A 17,335-nucleotide genomic window follows, 5' to 3' on the forward strand; every position below is an offset into this window, starting at 1 on the left:
CGGCCGGTCACCGCGTCACCGCGCGGGATGCGGTGCCCGGTCCGACGGTCTCGGCGGCCAAGGCCAGGAAGAGGTCGACGGTGTCCTCGAGCCGGTTGACGTTGCGGCCGGTCAACTCGGTGATCCGAGCCATGCGATTGCGCAGGGTGTTGACGTGCACATGCAGTGCCGCGGCCGTCACACCCCATTGGCCGTCATGGAGGAGAAAAGTTCGCAGGGTGTGTTCGAGTTCAGTGTGTGCGCGAGTGTCGTGCTCGCGGATGATGCCGAGCACCTGATCGGTGAACCGGTGCAGCACTTGTTCGTCGAGCAGGCCGAGCAGCATCCGGAAGGTAGCGATATCGGCGAAGGAGGCCGTGTCCCGGCCGTCCTGCCCGCGCAGCACTTGGCAGACTTCTCTGGCACGCACCAGCGGTTCCCGCAATGCGCCTGCGGTGGTAGCGATCTCACCGAGCCCGATGACGATCCGCGCGGCGGGCACTCGCCGACCGACTTCCGCCGAGAGCTCGCGGGCGAAACGCGTCAGCTCCTGCGATGTGTGCTCCCACGGGCAGACGGCCACCACGTCCCGGCTGCCCGCCGCGGTGAACACCGGTATGCCGTGCGTGGCGAAGAACGCGCCGACGGCGTCGGCGATGTCGTCGGGCGGCATGTCGGGGCTGCCGGAGGGGGATACCGGTGCGAGCGCGAACACGCCGAGCGGCTGGTCCGACGGCACCCCGTACGCGCGTAGCCGCTGACTCACCTCACCGCTGCGCCGCGGCCCGGACAGGATCATCTCGAGCAGCTCGGCCGCGAAGCGCGCCTCGATGGCATGCACCGCTTGCTGTTTGGTGACCTCCAGGCTCAGGAATCGAGCCGCCTGGGCAAGAGCTTCCCGATCGGCCGCGGCCAGTTTCGTGGCCGGTTCCAGGCAGTACAGCCCGGCGTCGATCTCCCCCATCACGCCCTCGACGAGGTAGAGCGCGGACGGCCCCGACCCCAGCAGATCGACCTCGATCGGCGGCGGCGTGCGGTTGAGCGCCGCGGCGGCGAGGCGGATCTGCTCCCCGGTCGGTTCGCAGCCGATACTGGCCAGGCAGCGCCCCTTGCGATCAACGACCAGCAGTGGCAGTTCCGTTTCGCCACGCAGGATTTCGAGCACGCCCGCCGCGCCGCTGCCGCGCGACAGCGCAGTGGCCAGCGCGTCCCCGCGGTGCACGGTCGCGGTCAGTTCCGCCTGCAGCACCTCGTTCTGGATCCGGGCGGCGGCCCGCGTGAGCGCCGCGAACGGCACCCCGATGCACAGCTCGACCAGTGGCAGTCCACGCGAAACGCACAGCGCGGCAAGCTCTTCGGGAAGCGCCGGGGTCTGCGCCGTCAGCCCGAACACCAACCCGATGGCGCCCGCCCGCGCGACAGCGTCGACGAACCGCTCCGACGGAACGTGCGGCAACCACAGGCCGTTGGTCAGCACCAGCTCGCCGGGCCGGACGTATCGCGACGGGTCGGGCAGTTCCGTGGTGTGCAGCCAGCGGATTTCCGCCGCCAGTCGTTCAGTGAGTTGCGGCGTCATCACCCGCAGTCCCAGCGCTGGATCAGCGACAAGTCGCGCAATGGTCAACACCTATAGAAATGTACACAGGATATGGCTATCGATAGATGAATGCACATCCCTCTCTCGGGCCGAGCGGTGCTGTTATGAGATGAATCACTACCGAAAGAGGGAAGTCATGTCATCCCCGCAACTGCCCGGCACCACCAGCACGGCGACCACCGACCCGGCCATCGGCGACACCGGCGTCCGGTTCGACGATCACGGTGTACTACCCATTCCCGACCGGGAGCGGGACTGTTCTCCCTGGGAACTGTTCTGGATCTGGTGTGGCGCGAATATCGCGCCCATCAACTGGGTGCTCGGCGCACTCGGAATCGCCCTCGGGCTCAGCCTGATCGAAACGCTGATCGTCGTCTCGGTCGGAAATCTTTTCGGCTGCGCGGTATTCGGCCTGTTCAATGTCATCGGCCACCGCACCGCCGTCAATCAGATGGTGCTCGGGCGTTCGGCGTTCGGCATCACCGGAGCCGCGCTGCCCGCCCTCGTCCAAGGTCTGCTGACCATGGCGTGGGTGGGGGTGAACACCTGGGTCGTGCTCGATCTCGTGCTCGCCGTGCTCGAGCAGATCGGCATCCGGGGCGGCATGGAGCTGAAGGTCGTCGTCGCGGCGGTCATCATGGTGATTCAGCTCGCGCTCGCGCTGTACGGGTTCTACGCGATCCGCACGTTCGAGAAGTACACCGTCCCCGTCACCATCGCGGTGATGGTGGCGATGACCGTGGTGGCGCTCGCCCGCACGCACCTGGACTGGACCGCCGCCCCGGCCGCGACGCCCGGCGGGAAGCTCACCGCGATAACGCAACTCGTCACCGCCATCGGTGTCGGCTGGGGCCTCACCTGGATCCCTTACGCGGCGGACTACAGCCGGTTCGCACGGCCGAAGCTGCGCGCCAGGACCGTGTTCTGGGCATCGGCCGCTGGTATGTACCTGCCCACCGTCTGGCTCGCCGCTCTCGGCGCCTGCCTCGCGAGCGCCGGTGGTAGCGCCGACCCGTCCACACTCGTAGTCAGCACCTTCGGCGTGTTCGCCGTCCCGGTACTGCTGCTGATCATGCACGGCCCGATCGCCACCAATATCCTCAACCTGTACTCGTGCTCGCTGGCCGCGCTGACCATAGGCATCCGCGTCTCCCGATGGAAGGTCACGCTGTTGGCCGGTGTGGTGGCCTCCGCGGTACTGGCCGTATTCATCGACTCGTCGAGTTTCGCGCATGCCTTCGACAACTGGATGGTGTCGATCCTGATGTGGATCAGCCCGTGGATGTCCATCCTGCTCGTCGACTACTTCCTGGTACGCCGCCGCACCCTCTCGATTCCGGACCTCTACCGCGACGGTGCGACATCGATCTACCGGAAGTTCAATGCGTGCGGCCTGGTGAGCCTCGCCGCCGGACTCCTCGCCAGCTGGTCCTGGCAGTACGGCGTGGTCCCCGCCATGCAGGGGCCGGTGGCGAAAGCCTTGGGCAACACCGACTTCTCCTGGTTGTCGGGCAGCCTCGTAGCCGGCGGCGTCTACGGCGTCCTGAGCGTCCTGGCCTCCACTCGCCGCACCAGCGCGTGAATCGCCGGCGGATCAGGGCGGCCCGACTCAGCGCCGGACGAGTCTTCGTTCTCGGCATCGCCGGATATGTCACCAATCCCGTCCCGCAGTCACGAGTGTTCGTGGTCGCACCCGGCGCGCCCACGCCGGTCGGCGCCACGAACACTGTTGCCTTCAATGTTGGGAACACGCTGGCTCCAATTCTGGGCGGCATGGCCATCAGCGCCGGTCTCGGCTTCACCTCCGTGGCCTGGGTCGGCGCCGCACTCGGTACGGCCGCCCTGGTGGGCACACTGTGGGCCGGCCATGTTTCCAGTACCGGGCCCCACGCCGGCGCAGCGAGGCGCCCGGCCGGGCAGCCGGAACTGGCCTCAGCCGACGCCTGACCGCCCTTTAGGACGGATCGGTCGGCAAACCCGCCGACGACAAAAGCCGCAGACCAGAAAAACTCTGATCTGCGGCTTTCTCGCATTATCATTTGTGGGCGAAGGGGGACTTGAACCCCCACGTCCCGAAGGACACTGGCACCTGAAGCCAGCGCGTCTGCCATTCCGCCACTCGCCCGAGCGACTGGGAGACAGTATCACGCAGATATGCGGGACACGAAATCGACGCCCGGCGGCCTTTTGTGCGCAGGCCAGGCAACCATGGGAACCCGCTGAGATTTCCAGGAGTTACAGGTGTGGACGATCGTGGATATCATGCAATGAACGTGGTCGACACACGACACGCCATGCCTGCGTGTCGTTGTTATCAATCAGAACAGGACGCTCAACCGAAGGGAGGCCGAGATGGGCATCGTTTCACGGTTCGAGCGTCGTCTGCAGGGCGCCGTCGATGATGCGTTCGCCAGGGCATTCGGCGGCAGTGTGGTGCCGCAGGAGGTGGAGGCCGCGCTGCAACGCGAAGCCGCCGATCACGTCCAGGATCTGGGCGGCGGCCACCAGTTGGCGGCCAACAATTATGTGATCACCATCAACCCGTCCGACTACGAGCAACTCGTCGCGGATCATGAGCTCACGACCCGCGCGTTCGCCAAACACCTGCAGGACTACATCCGCGACCAAGGCTGGCAGACCTACGGCGAAGTACACGTGGCGTTCGAGGCATCACCTACGCTGCACACCGGACAGTTCAGGGCGAGCGGCCGGGTCGATCCCGACGTCGGCCGTCGAGCCACACCAGCTCAAAGCCCTGAGCCCACGCCACAACGACCTGCAAACCCGCAACCAGGAGCTGGCCCCATGACGCAGAACTCAGGCTACGACCCCAGCCGTGAGCCCGCGGAGTCCGATCCACGCAACCGCGGGTACGCACCACCACCCGCCGGCCGGGGCGGTCCGCAAAACGGTGCGTACCGCGAGGACTACGGCCGTGGTGGCGCGCCGTATCCGGGCGGCTCCGACTACCAGGCGCCGGACTCCCAGCAGGGGTACAGCGACTACCAGAACGGCTACGACTACCAGGGCGGCCAGGCCGGCTACGGCCAGCAGGGCCAGCCCGGTTACCAGGAGCCGGGCTACGGCCAGCCGGGCTACGCCGACCGCGGTGGCTACGGCCAGCAGGGCGGTGGCTACGCCGAGCCCGACTACGGCCAGCAGGGCTACCAGGAGCCGGGCTACGGCCAGCCGGGCTACGGCCAGCAAAGCTACGGCGAGCCCGGGTACGGGCAGCAAGGCTACGGTCAGCCCGGCTACGGCGAACAGGGTTACGCCGAACCGGGTTATGGGCAGCAGCAAGGCTATGGCCAGCAGCCTGCCTACGGCGAACAGGGTTACGCCGAACCCGGCTACGCCGAGCCGGGCTACGCCGCGCCCGACGAGCAGGGCGGCTACGGCCAGGCCTACTCGCAACAGCCCGGCTACGCCGCACAACCCGGCTACGCCGCACCCGCCTACGGCGGTGGCGCGCAAGCCGGTTCGGGCTACTCGGCAACTCTTCAGCTCGACGACGGCAGCGGACGCACCTACCAGCTCCGTGAGGGCAGCAACATCATCGGCCGCGGCCAGGACGCCCACTTCCGCCTGCCCGATACCGGTGTATCGCGCAGGCACATCGAGGTCCGCTGGGACGGCGCGACCGCGATGCTCTCGGATCTGGGATCCACCAACGGCACCCTCGTCAACGGGTCCCCGGTGCAGGATTGGCAGCTCGCTGACGGAGATGTCATCCGTGCTGGGCATTCCGAGATCCTGATCCGTATCGTCTGATCCTGTAAGTTCGCGATGCGGGTCACGACATGGCCATCAGGGATTCTGCGGTCGTATCGTGATCGGAATCGGCTGACGGCCCTATGATGCTGCCAACACACGCGCGGCACCAGAACCGGGGCCGGCAAGACCAGCAAGCCGGCGGGGGCGCTCCAGCACCTACGGCACCGACGTACACGGTCGAACAGGAGGTGGAACGCCGTGCAGGGATTGATCTTGCAATTGACCCGTGCGGGGTTCCTGCTGCTGCTATGGCTGTTCGTGTGGGCGGTACTGCGGACCTTGCGCAGCGACATCTACGCGGCATCCGGCATACGGATCCAGCCCAGGGCCGCACGCGGTTCCGCGGTGCTGCCTTCCTTCAGCCGAGGCCAGAAGGGCGCCAAATATCTTGTGGTGACTCAAGGTTCACTCGCCGGCACCCGCATTTCGCTCAGCACCCAACCGGTGCTGATCGGGCGGGCGGACGATTCCACGCTGGTACTCACAGATGACTACGCCTCCACCAGACACGCGCGGTTGTCTCCGCGCGGTGACGACTGGTACGTCGAAGATCTCGGCTCGACGAACGGCACCTACCTCGACCGCGCGAAAGTCACTACCGCAGTCCGAGTTCCACTCGGAACTCCCGTCCGTGTCGGCAAAACAGTGATCGAGCTGCGATCGTGACACTTGTTCTCCGCTACGCAGCACGTAGCGACCGCGGTCTTGTCCGAGGCAACAACGAGGACTCCGTCTACGCGGGCGCACGCCTGCTCGCACTGGCCGACGGCATGGGTGGCCATGCCGCGGGCGAGGTGGCCTCCCAGTTGATGATCGCCGCACTGGCGCATCTCGACGACGACGAGCCAGGCGACGACCTCCTCGGCAAGCTCGACGCGGCCACCCACGAGGGCAACGCCGCGATCGCCGACCACGTCGAGGAAGAGCCCGAACTCGATGGCATGGGCACCACGCTCACCGCAATCCTGTTCGCGGGCAAGAAACTCGGCCTCGTCCATATCGGCGACTCCCGCGCGTACCTCTTGCGCGGTGGCGAGCTGACCCAGATCACCAGGGACGACACGTTCGTCCAGTCACTGGTCGACGAGGGCCGGATCACCCCCGAGCAGGCGCACACCCATCCGCAACGCTCACTGATCATGCGTGCCCTCACCGGCAACGAGATCGAGCCGACGCTGATCATGCGCGAGGCCCGCGCAGGCGATCGCTATCTGCTGTGCTCCGACGGCCTGTCCGACGTGGTCAGCGACGAGACGATCGCCAACACCATGCGCGAGGGCACCCAGGACGAATGCGCCGACCGGCTCATCGAGCTCGCCTTGCGCAGCGGCGGGCCGGACAACGTGACCGTGGTCGTCGCCGATGTCATCGATCTCGACTACGGGCAGAGCCATCCCATCGTCGCGGGCGCCGCCTCCGGTCAGGACGAGGACACCCCGCCGCCGAACACCGCGGCAGGCCGTGCGGCCGCCATGCGTCCGCCGCGCGCGGCGCCCCGGCGCGCCACCGCAGCGCCGCAGCCGCCCGCGAAGGGCAAGTCGCACAAGCTGCGCTGGATCGTGCTCGCGATCGCCCTGGTGGTGGCCGTGTTCGTCGGTCTGCTGGTCGGCTACAAGATGATTCGCAGCAACTATTACGTTGCCGCGGACAACGGCCAAGTGGTGATCCTGCGCGGGCTACCCGGCTCGGTGCTCGGTTATTCGATCCACGAGGTCGATCTCGTCGGCTGCGTCAAGTCCTCCGGTGAACTCACCCTGGAGCAGCCCGGCCAGGATCTGCCCCCTGGCTGCCGGGTGCTGAAGGCCGCGGATCTCAAGTCCACGGGGCGCACCCAGGTGGACCGTGGCCTGCCGCCGACTTCACTGGACAAGGCCAAGGACCAGATGAAGGTCCTCGCCCAGGACGAACTGCTGCCGCCGTGCCCGGTCCGTGAGCAGGCCCCGCAGCCGGGAGTTGTGCCGCCCGTCGCGCCGCCGCCGTCGTCGACCGGCAGCCCGGCGCCCACCCCGAGCGAGAACCCGCCGCCGCCCGCGGGGACCGAACCGAATCCGGGTGAGACCAGGGGTACCGACGTCAAGACGCCGACCAAGTCGGAGCCGACGGCGCCGACGTCGACCGCGGCGGCGAACCCCCAGATCGCGGGGGAGACCTGCCGGGTGACGGACTGATGTCCGCACCGGCACCGCCGACCGCTGGGGCTTTTCCCAGTCCCCCCGGCGGCTTCGCACCCGCGCCGCCGCCAACTACCCGACGCAACGTCGAATTGTTCTTACTGGCCGCGGCGGGAGTCATCACGACCGCGGCCCTGTTTCTGGTCGAAGCCAGTCAGGAGCAGTCGGTCACCTGGGACATCGCCAAATACGGGCTGGCGTTCTTCGCGCTGTTCGCGGTCGCGCATCTCGCGGTGCGCCGCTTCGCGCCGTTCGCCGACCCGCTGTTACTACCGATCGTCGCCCTGCTCAACGGCCTCGGATTGGTATTGATCCATCGCCTCGATCTCGCCGACGCACAGACCGCCGAATACAATTCCTCGGCGATCCCCTCCCCCGACGCCAACCAGCAGATCATGTGGACCGGCCTGGGGATGGTGGTGTTCATCACGCTGTTGATCGTGCTGCGCGACTACCGCACGCTGGCTCGCTACAGCTACACCCTAGGCCTGTTGGGCCTTGTCGCGCTGGCGATTCCGGCATTGCTACCGGGCGCGTATTCGGAGACCAACGGCGCCAAGATCTGGATCAGATTGCCGGGATTCAGTGTGCAGCCGGGTGAATTCGCGAAGATCCTGCTCATCATCTTCTTCGCCTCGGTGCTGGTGGCCAAGCGCGATCTGTTCACCGCGGCCGGGCGGCACTTCCTCGGCATGGAGTTCCCGCGCGGGCGCGACCTCGGCCCGATTCTGGTGGTCTGGATCGTCTGCATCTGCGTGCTGGTCTTCGAAAAGGACCTCGGCACTTCGTTGTTGATCTTCAGCACCGTGCTGGTGATGCTCTACATCGCCACCGAACGCGTCGGCTGGCTGGTCATCGGCGGCGGCCTGCTCGCGGTGGGATTCTTCTTCGCCTATCAGGCCTTCGGCCATGTGCGAGTGCGCACGCATACCTGGCTGGATCCGTTCGCGGACTACAGCAACACCGGCTACCAGATCTCGCAGTCGCTGTTCGGGCTCGCGACCGGCGGGCTCGCGGGCACCGGCCTGGGCAGCGGCAGGCCGTCGCAGGTGCCCTTCGCCAAGACCGACTTCATCATCACCACCATCGGTGAGGAGCTCGGTCTGATCGGGCTCGCCGCGGTGCTGCTGCTGTTCCTGGTATTCATCGTGCGCGGCCTGCGCACCGCACTCGCCGTGCGCGACAGCTTCGGAAAGCTGCTGGCCGCCGGTCTGTCGTTCACCATCGCGATCCAGCTGTTCGTCGTGGTCGGCGGCGTCACCAAGCTCATTCCGCTGACCGGCCTCACCACCCCGTTCATGTCCTACGGCGGTTCGTCGCTGCTGGCCAACTACGCGCTGCTCGCGTTGCTGATCAAGGTTTCCGACGCCGCGCGCGCCCCCGCACCGATCCGCAAGAAGGAGCCTGCGCCGATCGCGGACGCGCCGACGGAGCTGCTGCGCAAGTCCGCCGAAGCGGGCCCATCGGAAGCGAGGCCCCAGGAATGAACACGCCCTTACGGCGGGTCGCGATGGCGGTGATGTTGATGATCGTCGCGCTGCTGATCAATGCCACCTACGTGCAGGTCATCAAGGCCGATGACTACCGGAGCGACCCGCGCAACTCACGGGTGCTGCTGGACGAGTACGCCCGCCAGCGCGGGCAGATCTCGGCGCGTGGCACGGTGCTCGCCAATTCGGTCGCCACCGAGGACCGCTACAAGTACCTGCGCACCTACCCGGAAGACCCGCAGGCATACGCACCGGTCACCGGCTTCTACTCGATGCAGTACGGCAGCACCGGCCTGGAACGCGCCGAGGACTCGGTGCTCAACGGTTCCGACAGCCAACTGTTCGGGCGCCGCCTGATCGACATGATCTCCGGTCGCGATCCGCGCGGCGGCAACGTGCTCACCACGTTGAATCCAGCGATGCAGAAGGTCGCCTACGACCAGCTGACCAGCAAGGGCTACACCGGTTCGGTAGTGGCAATCGAGCCGAGCACCGGCAAAGTTCTCACGATGGTCTCCACACCCAGCTACGATCCCAACCTGCTGTCCGGGCACGACGGTGCCAGTGGCACCAAGGAATGGGAGATGCTGAGCACCGACCCACGTCAGCCGATGCTCAATCGCGCTGTCTCACAGACCTATCCGCCTGGATCCACCTTCAAGGTGGTCGTCACCGCGGCCGCACTGGCCAACCGAACGGCGACCCCGGAGGATCAATTCACCGCGGCGCCCACCATCACCCTGCCCGGCACCACCACCACGCTGGAGAACTACAACGGCTCCACCTGTGGCGGCGGCCCGACCGCGTCGCTGTACGACGCATTCCGGATGTCGTGCAACACCGCGTTCGTCGAACTCGGACTCAAGGTCGGGGCCGCGAACCTCAAGGACGAGGCGGCCGCCTTCGGTATCGGCGCGCACCGCGGCATCCCGATCCCGGTCGCCGAGAGCACCGTCGGGACGATCTCGGACAACGCGGCACTCGGCCAGAGCAGCATCGGACAACGCGACGTCGCGCTCACGCCGTTGGACAACGCGGTCATCGCGGCGACCATCGCCAACGGCGGCGTCCGGATGGAGCCACAACTGATCGAACAACTGCAGGGCCCGGATCTGAGCGAGCTGTCCAAGCCCAAGCCCGTCTCGGTAGGCCAAGCCGTCAGCGCCCAGGTAGCGTCGACGCTGACCAACCTGATGGTGGCCTCGGAGCAGAACACCGCCGGCGGCGGCCAGTCCCGGTACCAGATCGCTTCCAAGACCGGCACGGCCGAGCACGGCAGCAATCCGCGCAGCACCCCACCGCACGCCTGGTACATCGCGTTCGCTCCCGCGCAGAACCCGAAAATCGCCATCGCGGTCATCGTGGAGAACGGCGGAGACCGGGCGTTGGCCGCCACCGGTGGCTCGGTAGCCGCGCCCGTCGCGCGTGCGGTGCTGGACGCCGGACTGCGAGGCAGCTGAAGGATATGAACGTGCGAGTGAATGTACGGGGGCCCCGATGCTGAACAACGGCGCGATGATCGCCGATCGGTACCGACTGCAACGCCTGATCGCCACGGGCGGAATGGGCCAGGTCTGGGAGGCGCTCGACACGCGCTTGGATCGCCGGGTGGCGGTCAAGGTGCTCAAGTCGGAGTTCTCCGCCGACCCCACCTTTCGGCACCGGTTCCGCACCGAGGCGAAGACCACCGCCCAGCTGAATCATCCTGGTATCGCCGGAATCTACGACTACGGCGAGACCTTGGACCCCAGTGGCGGCGAGACCGCCTACCTGGTGATGGAACTGGTCCAGGGCGAACCGCTCAACACGGTGCTGAACCGGCTCGGCAGGCTCTCGGTCGTCCAGGGTCTGGACATGCTGGAGCAGACCGGCCGCGCACTGGAGGTCGCGCACCTGGCCGGCGTCGTGCACCGCGATGTGAAGCCGGGCAACATCCTGGTGACGCCGACCGGTCAGGTGAAGATCACCGACTTCGGCATCGCCAAGGCGGTCGATGCCTCCCCCGTGACCAAGACCGGCATGGTGATGGGCACGGCGCAGTACATCGCGCCGGAGCAGGCGGTCGGCGAGGACGCCACCTCCGCGAGCGACGTGTACTCCCTCGGTGTTGTCGGCTACGAGGCGCTGGCAGGCCAGCGGCCCTTCACCGGCGATGGCGCGATTACCGTCGCGATGAAGCATGTGCGCGACACCCCGCCGCCGATGCCCGCGGATCTGCCCGCCAACGTGCGTGAACTCATCGAGATCACGATGGCCAAGGAGCCGGGGCGCCGGTACGCGCGCGGCGGCGAGTTCGCCGACGCTGTCGCCGCCGTCCGCGCCGGACGCAGGCCACCACCGCCGAGCGGCACCGCATCGGGCGCGGGACCGCTCACCACGGGCGCGACCAGGGTGCTGCCGCCCGGCCCGACGGTGATGCTGCCGTCCGGGCAGCACAGCTACGACAATGGCTCGACGGTTCGCTATTCGACCCCGGGTCAGCCCGTTGGCGCGTCGGCCGCGGCAGCACCGGCGACCGTCTTGAATTCGACGGCGGCGGGTCCCGCGACACCACCGGGCAATGGCGAGCGGTTCACCTCGCCGCAGAAGTGGCTCGGCGGGCTCGGCATCGGTGCGGTGCTGCTCGGCGGCGCGGCCATCTGGCTGCTGTTCGGCGGGGATACCAATCCGGACTCGGTGAAGCCGACGACAACGACGGTGGTGGTGCCGACGACGGTTCCGCTACCGCCACCGCCGCCGCCGGTTACGACGACACCGAAGCCGGTGGCGCCGCCGCCGACGGTGGAGCCGACCACGGTGCCGCCGACGACGACGGAACCACCGCCCACCACCACGGAACCGCCGACCACGACGCCCGCACCGAGCACTACGGCGCCCAGCACGACGAAACCACCGAAGACAACGGCTCCTACCACCACCAGTAGGTCGCGCTTCCCCACGCTCGACCTACCATTTCCGGATAGTCCCGGTGCCCGAGGCCCCTCGGTCACCCCCGGCGCAGCCACTCTTCCGCAAGGACAGCCATGACGACCCCGAAGAACCTCTCCTCGCGCTACGAGCTGGGCGAGATCATCGGGTTCGGCGGCATGTCCGAGGTGCACAAGGCCCGCGATCTGCGGCTGAGCCGCGATGTGGCGATCAAGGTGCTGCGCGCGGACCTCGCCCGTGACCCCACGTTCTATCTGCGCTTCAAGCGGGAAGCGCAGAACGCGGCCGCGCTGAATCATCCGGCGATCGTCGCGGTGTACGACACCGGTGAGGCCGAGGTGGATGGCGGCCCGCTGCCGTACATCGTGATGGAGTACGTCGACGGCGACACGCTGCGCGATATCGTGCGCGGCAAGGGTCCGATACCACCGCGCCGGGCCATGGAGGTCGTCGCCGACGTCTGTGCCGCACTGGATTTCAGCCACAAGGCCGGGATCGTGCACCGGGATATGAAGCCGGCCAACATCATGATCAACCGCGCAGGCGCGGTGAAGGTGATGGACTTCGGCATCGCCCGCGCGATCGCCGATGCCGCCAACCCGATGACCCAGACCGCCGCGGTCATCGGCACCGCGCAATACCTTTCACCCGAGCAGGCGCGCGGCGAGACCGTCGACGCCCGGTCCGATGTGTATTCCGTCGGCTGTGTGCTGTTCGAGATCCTCACCGGCGAACCGCCTTTCACGGGTGACTCGCCGGTCGCGGTGGCCTACCAGCACGTGCGCGAGGATCCACGGCTGCCCTCGCATGTGCACTCCGGGGTGCCCCGCGAGCTGGACTCCGTGGTGCTCAAGGCGATGAGCAAGAACCCGGCCAACCGGTACCAGACCGCCGCCGAGATGCGCGGCGACCTGATTCGGGTGCTCGGTGGGCAGAAGCCGAGCGCACCGATGGTGATGACCGACGAGGACCGCACCACGATCCTCGGCGCCAACGAACCGCCGCCGCGCACCTTCCGCACCGTCGAGCGCAACGACGACACCGCCGAGCAGGAACCGGCGGAGCCATCGGACCCGCGTCGCAACATCTACATAGCGGTCGGCGCCGCCGCCGCGGTCGCGGTCGCCTTCGCGCTGTTCTGGGTGCTGATCGGGCCAGGAAGCAAGCCGGATCAGATTGCGGTGCCCGATCTTTCGAACAAGTCGCAACAGCAAGCCCAGGAGACGCTGCAGAAGCTCGGCTTCACCGTGGCCATCTTGCAGAAGCCGGACAACAAGGTTGCCACCGGCAATGTCATCTCGACCCAGCCGCTGGGCGGTTCCCGGGTGGCCGAGGGCAGCACCATCACCGTTCAGGTCTCCACCGGGCCTGCCCAGGTGCAGGTGCCGAGGCTGACGGGACTCAATCAGCAGCAGGCTGAGCAGAAGCTCAATTCCATAGGGTTGCAGCTCAGTCCCGACGTGCAACGCAAGGCCTCGAGCAGTGCCGAGAAGGACATGGTCATCGACCAGAACACGTCGCCGGGTTCCAAGATCGACGTGGGTTCACCCGTCATCATCACCATCGGCACGGGCCCAGAAGCGGTACGGGTACCCAATGTCATCGGCCAATCGATCGACATCGCGCAGCCGAACATCGAGGGCAATGGCTTCAAGGTCGTCGTGCAAGAGGTCCAGTCATCGAAGCCGAAGGGCGAGGTGATCGGGACATTCCCGGCAGGTGGCAGCACAGCCGACAAAGGCTCCGCGGTAACCGTGCAGATCTCCACCGGTGACCAGATCACCATGCCGTCGCTGATCGGCCTGACCCCCGCGGCGGCGCTGGATAGATTGCGCCAAGCCGGTTGGACCGGAACCGCGGGCCAGATCAATCAGTCCGCCCAGGGCACCTTCGACACGAGCAGTGTGGGCCGCGTCCTCGGCCAACAGCCCGCGGCCGGCTCCTCGATCGCGAAGAACGGCACGGTTTCGATCAGCACCGGAGTCCTCGGACCGCCCTGATAACGAAGCTCGCCCGGATAACCCGAAAACACAAACCGGTCGGTGTTGTCCGGGCGAGAATGAGGCTGCTTCATCCCATCAGCTGCTCCGTCCATAGGACGCTGCATACGAGGAGGTAGCCCATGACCACTGCCAGGGACATCATGAAGCCCGGGGCCCAGTGGATCTCCAAGGACGACACCGTAGGCAAGGCCGCCCGGATCATGGCCGAACTCGGCGTCGGGTCTCTGGTGATCGCAGGTGAGAACGAGCGGATGTGCGGGATCATCACCGACCGCGACATCGTCGTGAAATGCATCGCTCAGGGCAGGCCGCCTGCCACCACTCGCGCCGAAGAGCTGTGCGAATCGACGCCGCGCTGGATCGATGCCGACGCCGATATCGATGAGGTGCTCGACGAAATGGAGAGCCACCGGATCAAGCGGATGCCGGTGATCGAGCGCAAGCGCCTCGTCGGCATGATCAGCGAAGCCGACCTGGCCAGGCACCTCGACGACAACCAGCTCGGCGAGTTCGTGACAGCCGTCTACGGCAGGCCCTGACCGGCTAGCGCAAATCCAGGTGCCGATTCATCGACATGGCGGCCTCGGCCAGGTCGGGCAGCTCGAGCACCTCGACGCCGTGCTGCCGTAATTTCTCCACACCGACACAGTTGGTGACGAAGGTCGTCGGTTCCCGCCAGGCGATGACAACGCGGGGCACCCCCGCCGCCAGGATTCTGTCGGTGCACGGTAGCCGGGTCGGGGTGGCGCGCTGGGAACACGGTTCCAGCGTGCTGTAGATCGTCGCCGTGGCCAGCCTGGGATCGTCCGCGTCGAGCTTGTCGAACGCGGACTCCTCGGCGTGGACCTTGGCATCGGTCTCCCTGGAGTACCCGGTGGCGATCTCCGCTCCCTCGACCACGATGACCGCGCCGACCGAGAAGGCGGTGTCGCTGGGTGGGCACATGCGCGCCAGTTCGATTGCCCTGCGCATGAACTGGCGGTCCTGCTCGTGCGCACGGGGAGCTTCGGTCATCACCGGTCCTGGCTGGTGTCTGTGGTCGCTTTGGGGAGATAGATGAGCAGGGCGATGTCACCGATCCTCGCGATATCGGCCAGCTGCATGCGCCGGCGCGGACCGCCCGGGTAGGCGGCGGGGTTGAGGAACCGGGGCGCGGCCTGGTCACCGACGAGAATCGGCGCGATGGCCATGTGCAGCTCGTCCGCGAGGTCGGCCGCGAGGAACGCGGTGTGGATGCGGGTGCCGCCCTCGACCATCAGGCGGGCGATTCCGCGGCGACCGAGATCATCGAGCAGCGCGCCGAGATCGATATCGGCGCCTAGGGTTGCCACTTCGGCGAGACCCCGCAACTTGTCACCGAGCCGCGCCGCGCCGGCCTCGGTGGTGTAGACGAGTTTGTCCCCGCCGTAGTGCCAGAACTTCAGCTCGGGGTCCAGGTCGCCGCTCGCCGTGACGGTGATCTTCAGCGGATATTCCGGTTTGCCCGCGGCGGCGATCCGTTCGGCCCGCCGGTCCGGGTCATTGACGAGCAGACGTGGATTGTCGCGGCGCAGCGTTTCGGCGCCGATCAGGATGGCGTCGGATTCCGCGCGCACCTGATCGACCCGATCGAAGTCGGCTTCGTCCGAGAGCCGCAATCGCTCGGGGCCCGCGTCATCGATGTAGCCGTCGACGCTGACCGCGACAGAAAGCAGGACATAGGGACGCGTCACTGGGCCACCAAGGACGCGACTTCCGCCTCGAGCATCTCCACCAGGCCCTCGGACGGGCGTTGGCCACAGACCTCCAGCCAGTTCGCCAGCATCCGATGACCACCCTGGGTCAGCACCGATTCGGGATGGAACTGCACGCCGTGGATCGGCAACGTACGGTGCCGCATGGCCATCACGATCCCGCTCTCGGTGCGACCGATCACCTCGATGTCGTCGGGGATCGTCGCTTCGAGGACGGTGAGCGAGTGATACCTGGTCGCGGTGAACGGATCGGGCAGACCGGCGAGCACCCCGGTGCCGATGTGGAACACCGAACTGGTCTTTCCGTGCAGCAGCTCCGGCGCGCGGGTGACGGTGGCGCCGAACGCCTCCCCGATCGCCTGATGGCCGAGGCACACTCCGAGTAACGGGGTGAGCTGGCGCGCGCAGGCGTGCACGAGGTCGATGCTCGCGCCCGCGCGGTCCGGCGAGCCTGGGCCCGGGCTGATCAGAATGCCGTCGTATTCGGCCGCGACGGCGTCCACATCGGCCAATTGCGAGTCGTCGTTGCGCCAGACGACGGCCTCGACGCCAAGCTGGCCGAGGTACTGCACCAGGTTGAATACGAAGCTGTCGTAATTGTCGACGACCAATACACGCATGAGATCGAGATTACGTGGCCGTATGGCACGACGTCGCATCCATTACCAGTTGGGATAGCCTAGAGGCACACCGGAGGGGAATTCAGCCTCGCCCGGACCGGTCCCGGCTGACCCCGGATCGGACGCGGCGAGTGGTGCTCGACACAACTCCACCTGTCGCTGTCCCGCCGGTACCGACCTGCACGCCGAACACGAGGACGTCATGCCCAAGTCGAAGGTCCGTAAGAAGACCGACTATACGATCAATCCCGCCAGCCGGACGCCGGTGAAGGTGAAGGCCGGGCCGTCCCCGGTCTGGTACGTCACCATCATGCTCGGCTTCATGCTCGCCGGGCTGGTGTGGCTGCTCGTCTACTACCTGGCAAACGACAAGATCGGGTGGATGGCCGATCTCGGCGCCTGGAACTTCCTGATCGGCTTCGGCCTCATGGTCGTCGGTCTGATCATGACCATGCGGTGGCGCTGAGGTTTCGCGCGCCCGAACGCCGGATTACAGACGTGTCATTCATTCACACCTGTGGATGACCCTGTGGACAACTCGAGGAACGATTGGGGAAAGCGGCTCATGCATCCCGAAAGTCCACAGTCCAGGACCCCTGACCCACGCATCGCCTGGACCACTCCCACCCCCGCCCTGATCGCGGTCACGGTGGGCGGCGTGGTCTTGGCGGGCGCCGCGGTCCTGGCGGACGAGGCCGCGAGCAGGCTGCTCATCGGGCTGGCCGCGGCGGGACTGCTCGTGCTTGCCGGACTCGGCTTCCGCCAGCGACCACGGCTCGCGGTGTCCGCGGGTCCGCAGCCGCGCCTTGTGGTGCGCAGCCTGGTCGGCCCGACCGAATACAGCCGCGATCAGATCGTGCGCGCCCGCGTGGTCAGCTATCGCCGCCTCGGCCGCAGAACGCCCATGCTGGAGATCGACGTGCAGCACGACGGCGCCGAGCGGCTGCTGATCTTCGGCCGCTGGGATCTCGGTGCGAGCCCCGTGGACGTCTTCGACACGCTGGTCGAACACGGGCTCGCGCAGCCGACCGCTTACTAGC

Annotated in this window: 16 protein-coding genes and 1 tRNA gene; 12 read left to right on the forward strand and 5 right to left on the reverse strand. The window is 67.0% G+C overall.

The annotated features are described in order from the left end of the window. Positions 1–7 precede the first annotated feature (7 nt). Positions 8–1,606, reverse strand: coding sequence for a PucR family transcriptional regulator (locus ACFU4Z_RS13315; RefSeq protein WP_379062403.1), 1,599 nt, complete (start codon positions 1,604–1,606; stop codon positions 8–10). Between the two features lie 106 nt (positions 1,607–1,712). Here ACFU4Z_RS13315 and ACFU4Z_RS13320 point away from each other — a divergent pair, with 106 nt between their 5' ends. Beyond that, positions 1,713–3,158 carry a purine-cytosine permease family protein gene (locus ACFU4Z_RS13320; protein WP_379062405.1) on the forward strand — a complete coding sequence of 482 codons (1,446 nt, stop codon included), beginning with the start codon at positions 1,713–1,715 and terminating at the stop codon, positions 3,156–3,158. Beyond that, positions 3,155–3,523 (forward strand): hypothetical protein, encoded by a 369-nt coding sequence (locus tag ACFU4Z_RS13325; protein WP_379062407.1) that lies wholly within the window; start codon positions 3,155–3,157, stop codon positions 3,521–3,523. The genes ACFU4Z_RS13320 and ACFU4Z_RS13325 overlap by 4 nt, the downstream gene beginning before the upstream one ends. A gap of 95 nt (positions 3,524–3,618) precedes the next feature. On the opposite strand, the gene ACFU4Z_RS13330 is transcribed toward ACFU4Z_RS13325, so the two are convergent. Continuing rightward, positions 3,619–3,701, reverse strand: a tRNA-Leu gene (locus ACFU4Z_RS13330). A 227-nt stretch (positions 3,702–3,928) separates the two neighbouring features. Here ACFU4Z_RS13330 and ACFU4Z_RS13335 point away from each other — a divergent pair. The 8 genes from ACFU4Z_RS13335 (at position 3,929) to ACFU4Z_RS13370 (ending at position 14,481) form a co-directional block, all read left to right on the forward strand. Continuing rightward, complete coding sequence (locus tag ACFU4Z_RS13335; RefSeq protein WP_379062410.1) at positions 3,929–5,347, forward strand: FhaA domain-containing protein; 1,419 nt, start codon at positions 3,929–3,931, stop codon at positions 5,345–5,347. Positions 5,348–5,548: 201 nt separating this feature from the next. After that, on the forward strand, positions 5,549–6,016 hold the full coding sequence (locus tag ACFU4Z_RS13340; protein WP_364904974.1) for an FHA domain-containing protein: 468 nt from the start codon (positions 5,549–5,551) through the stop codon (positions 6,014–6,016). Then, complete coding sequence (locus ACFU4Z_RS13345) at positions 6,013–7,518, forward strand: PP2C family protein-serine/threonine phosphatase (protein ID WP_379062412.1); 1,506 nt, start codon at positions 6,013–6,015, stop codon at positions 7,516–7,518. Before ACFU4Z_RS13340 ends, ACFU4Z_RS13345 begins: the two co-directional genes overlap by 4 nt. Next, positions 7,518–9,008 (forward strand): FtsW/RodA/SpoVE family cell cycle protein, encoded by a 1,491-nt coding sequence (locus ACFU4Z_RS13350; protein ID WP_379062414.1) that lies wholly within the window; start codon positions 7,518–7,520, stop codon positions 9,006–9,008. The genes ACFU4Z_RS13345 and ACFU4Z_RS13350 overlap by 1 nt, the downstream gene beginning before the upstream one ends. Continuing rightward, positions 9,005–10,471 (forward strand): peptidoglycan D,D-transpeptidase FtsI family protein, encoded by a 1,467-nt coding sequence (locus ACFU4Z_RS13355; RefSeq protein WP_379062416.1) that lies wholly within the window; start codon positions 9,005–9,007, stop codon positions 10,469–10,471. Before ACFU4Z_RS13350 ends, ACFU4Z_RS13355 begins: the two co-directional genes overlap by 4 nt. A gap of 37 nt (positions 10,472–10,508) precedes the next feature. Then, on the forward strand, positions 10,509–12,038 hold the full coding sequence (locus tag ACFU4Z_RS13360) for a protein kinase (protein ID WP_379062418.1): 1,530 nt from the start codon (positions 10,509–10,511) through the stop codon (positions 12,036–12,038). Next, entirely contained in the window at positions 12,035–13,939 is a 1,905-nt protein-coding gene (gene pknB / locus ACFU4Z_RS13365; protein ID WP_379062420.1) for a Stk1 family PASTA domain-containing Ser/Thr kinase, read from the forward strand. Before ACFU4Z_RS13360 ends, pknB begins: the two co-directional genes overlap by 4 nt. Positions 13,940–14,061: 122 nt before the next feature. Next, positions 14,062–14,481, forward strand: a complete 420-nt coding sequence (locus ACFU4Z_RS13370) for a CBS domain-containing protein (protein WP_379062422.1) — start codon at positions 14,062–14,064, stop codon at positions 14,479–14,481. Between the two features lie 4 nt (positions 14,482–14,485). Here the strand turns inward: ACFU4Z_RS13370 and ACFU4Z_RS13375 are convergent, their stop codons facing one another. Genes ACFU4Z_RS13375 through ACFU4Z_RS13385 form a run of 3 tightly spaced genes read right to left on the reverse strand, consistent with a single transcriptional unit; the run spans position 14,486 to position 16,295 of the window. Continuing rightward, on the reverse strand, positions 14,486–14,956 hold the full coding sequence (locus tag ACFU4Z_RS13375) for a deaminase (RefSeq protein WP_379062424.1): 471 nt from the start codon (positions 14,954–14,956) through the stop codon (positions 14,486–14,488). After that, positions 14,956–15,654 carry a RibD family protein gene (locus ACFU4Z_RS13380; RefSeq protein ID WP_379062426.1) on the reverse strand — a complete coding sequence of 233 codons (699 nt, stop codon included), beginning with the start codon at positions 15,652–15,654 and terminating at the stop codon, positions 14,956–14,958. The genes ACFU4Z_RS13375 and ACFU4Z_RS13380 overlap by 1 nt, the downstream gene beginning before the upstream one ends. Continuing rightward, entirely contained in the window at positions 15,651–16,295 is a 645-nt protein-coding gene (locus ACFU4Z_RS13385; RefSeq protein ID WP_379062428.1) for an aminodeoxychorismate/anthranilate synthase component II, read from the reverse strand. The genes ACFU4Z_RS13380 and ACFU4Z_RS13385 overlap by 4 nt, the downstream gene beginning before the upstream one ends. A 202-nt stretch (positions 16,296–16,497) precedes the next feature. On the opposite strand from ACFU4Z_RS13385, the gene crgA reads away from it, so the two are divergent. Both crgA and ACFU4Z_RS13395 read left to right on the forward strand, forming a co-directional pair. Then, complete coding sequence (crgA, locus tag ACFU4Z_RS13390) at positions 16,498–16,761, forward strand: cell division protein CrgA (RefSeq protein WP_379062430.1); 264 nt, start codon at positions 16,498–16,500, stop codon at positions 16,759–16,761. 99 nt (positions 16,762–16,860) lie between these two features. After that, positions 16,861–17,334: a PH domain-containing protein gene (locus ACFU4Z_RS13395; protein WP_379062562.1), complete on the forward strand. Its 474-nt coding sequence runs from the start codon at positions 16,861–16,863 to the stop codon at positions 17,332–17,334. The last annotated feature ends 1 nt before the right edge of the window (position 17,335 follow it).

The organism is Nocardia sp. NPDC057440 (genome assembly GCF_042802915.1).
GTDB lineage: Bacteria > Actinomycetota > Actinomycetes > Mycobacteriales > Mycobacteriaceae > Nocardia.